The following is a 2,830-nucleotide window of genomic DNA, read 5'->3' as shown; positions in this document are numbered from 1 at the left end:
CCCTGTACTACCGCGACAGCGACTTCAAGACGGTGGAGCGGCTGAAGGCGCTGGCGGCGCAGCGTGGCGTCAGCCCGGCGACGCTGGCCTGTGCGTGGCTGCTGCACCAGCCGGGCGTCAGCGCGCCGATCATCGGCGCCAGCAAGCTGCCGCAGCTCGACGAGGCGGTGGCGGCCGCCGAGCTGTCGCTGCCGCCGGACGAATTGCGGGCGCTCGGCGAAGGCTACGAGCCGCACCCGATCGCCGGGCACCAGTGATCCGTCGTCGCTGATCGCAGTTCGTCGCGAAGTTCCACCGATTCGTCGGGCCGGTTCACGGCTCGGCCCCCCCAATCTGCAGTCTGTCGCAGACCTTGTCAGACGGGTGGGGGCCGAATCTACACTCCCGCCCATGAATACAGCACACAACGATCACGGCGCCGCCTCACACGGGCAGCAGCCGGTGGGCGGAGGATCATCACGGACCTCCCGGCGTGGACTCTGGGTGGGCGGCGCGATCGGCGCGGTGGTCATCGTCGGCCTCGTGCTGGCGCTGGTGCCCGGCCGCAGCAACGGCTCGAAGGAGGGCGGCGACAAGAAGAAGGAGCCGGCGCTCGTCGCGCTCGAGTTCGTCGCGTCCGAGGTCGTGCAGCCGAAGCAGCTCGCGATGCCGCTGGTGGTGGAGTTCTCCGGGCCGCTGGTCGCACCGCGCACCGCGGTGATCCGCGCCAAGGCCACCGGCACGCTGCTCGAACTGAAGGTGGCCGAAGGCAGCCGCGTCAAGGCCGGCCAGCTGCTCGGCGACATCGACCTGGCCGACCTGCAGAGCCGCGTCGCCGACCGTTCGGCATCGGTCGAATCCGCGCAGGCCGCGCTGGTCGAGGCCGAACGCACGCATGCCGCCAACGTCGGCCTGTCGGCGCAGAACTTCATCTCGCCGACCGCGCTGCAGTCGTCGCAGGCCCGCCTCGATTCGGCGCGCGCGCAGCTCAAGTCGGCGCAGGCCCAGCTGGCCACCACGCGCGTCGGCGTCAGGGAAGCGGCGCTGGTCGCGCCGATCTCCGGCATCGTCGGCAAGCGCCATGTGGTGCCCGGCGAGAAGGTCAGCGCCGAGCAGCAGCTGCTGACGGTGGTCGACCTGTCGACGCTGGAGCTCGCCGGCACCGTCGGCACGCACGAGGTCTCGCTGCTGAAGCCCGGCCAGCCGGTGCAGGTGCAGGTGGAAGGGCAGGGCCAGCCGGTGCCGGGCCGCATCGACCGCATCGCCCCCGCCGCCGAGGCCGGCACGCGTGCGATCGGCGTGGTCGTGGTGCTGGACAACCGCCAGGAGCTGTTCCGCGCCGGTCAGTACGCGCAGGCCCGCGTGGTGCTGCCCGACGAGGCGCCGCGCCTCACGTTGCCGATCAGCGCGGTCGGCCAGGCCTCGGGCCAGGATTTCGTCTGGACGCTCGAGAAGGACGCGCTGGTGCGCCGCATCGTGATCACCGGCCGCAAGGATGCCGCGAGCGACCGCATCGAGATCGCCAAGGGCCTCGCGGCCGACAGCCAGGTGCTCGGCGCGCGCTTCGACAACCTGCGCGAAGGCCAGCCGGCGAAGATCGTCACGCAGCGCACGGCGCCGAAGGCCGCTTCCGCGACGTCGGCGGCCTCCGCCGTCGCCAGTTCCTGATCCTGGAGACCGACCGCCATGTGGTTCACCCGCGTCTCCATCAACAACCCCGTCTTCGCGACGATGATCATGGCCGCGCTGTGCGTGCTCGGCCTGTTCTCGTACAGCCAGCTGCGCGTCGAGCGCCTGCCCGACATCTCGCCGCCGATCGTCTTCGTCAGCGTCGCCTACCCGGGCGCCTCGCCCGACGCGACCGAGACCGAGCTGACCCGCCCGATCGAGCTGGCGCTGAACGGCATCTCCGGCGTGAAGATGATCCGCTCGAACAGCTTCGAGGGCCGCAGCGAGACGGTCGTCGAGTTCCAGCTCAGCGCCGACATGACGCGCGCGGTGCAGGACGTGCGCGACAAGGTCGCGGCGGTGCAGCCGGTGTTCCCGCGCGACGCGAAGACGCCGTTCGTCTCGCGCTTCGACGGCGACAACGCGCAGCCCACCGTCTACCTGTCGCTGCTGGCGCCCGACCGCAGCGCGCGCGAGCTCTCGCTGCTGGCCGACCAGGTGGTGCGCAAGCGGCTGGAGCGCTCGGCCGGCGTGGCACGCGTCGACGTCGGCGGCATGACGGTGCGCCAGGTGCGCATCGACCTCGACCCGCAGCGCCTGCGCGCCTACCAGCTGACGCCGGCCGACGTGTCCGCCGCGCTGCAGCGCGCCAACGCCGACATGCCGGTCGGCCTGCTCAGCAGCGCGAAGGAGGACGCGATCGTGCGCGTCGAGGGCAAGGTGCGCGACGCCAAGGCCTTCGCCGACGTGGTGATCGCGTCGCGCAACGGCATGGTGGTGCGGCTGGCCGACCTCGGCGAGCTGGTCGAGCGCGAGCGCGAGCCCGATTCGCTGTCGCGCGTCGACGGCGTGCCGGCCATCTCGTTCCAGGTCTACAAGCAGCAGGATGCCAACATCGTCGAGACCGGCGCCGCCATCAAGGAGGCCGCCGAGGAGCTGCGCAAGAGCCTGCCGCCCGGCGTCGAGCTGAAGCTGGTGTACGCCGACAGCGACTGGGTCGAGCGCAGCCTGACGGGCGTCAAGCACACGCTGGTCGAAGGCGCGCTGCTGACGATCGCGATCGTGTTCCTGTTCCTGCACAGCTGGCGCAGCACGGTGATCACCGGCCTGACGCTGCCGATCGCGGTGATCTCGTCCTTCATCGCGGTGTACGCGTTCGGCTTCACGCTGAACTTCATGACGA

General features: G+C 71.0%; 3 protein-coding genes. All 3 read left to right on the top strand.

Features of this window, described 5'->3' with window-relative positions:
- A partial coding sequence (locus AC1D15_RS25425; protein ID WP_477828175.1) for an aldo/keto reductase occupies positions 1 to 257 on the top strand: 257 nt, incomplete at its 5' end.
- A 226-nt stretch (positions 258 to 483) separates the two neighbouring features.
- Positions 484 to 1,647 (top strand): efflux RND transporter periplasmic adaptor subunit, encoded by a 1,164-nt coding sequence (locus tag AC1D15_RS25420; RefSeq protein WP_477828174.1) that lies wholly within the window; start codon positions 484 to 486, stop codon positions 1,645 to 1,647.
- 18 nt (positions 1,648 to 1,665) lie between these two features.
- The coding region (locus AC1D15_RS25415) for an efflux RND transporter permease subunit (RefSeq protein ID WP_477828173.1) at positions 1,666 to 2,830 on the top strand (1,165 nt) is incomplete at its 3' end.

The sequence above is a fragment of the Rhizobacter sp. P2_H2 genome (assembly GCF_056403375.1).
Note: the sequence above shows the minus strand (reverse complement) of the source record. Positions and strands in the feature narration are given on the sequence as shown.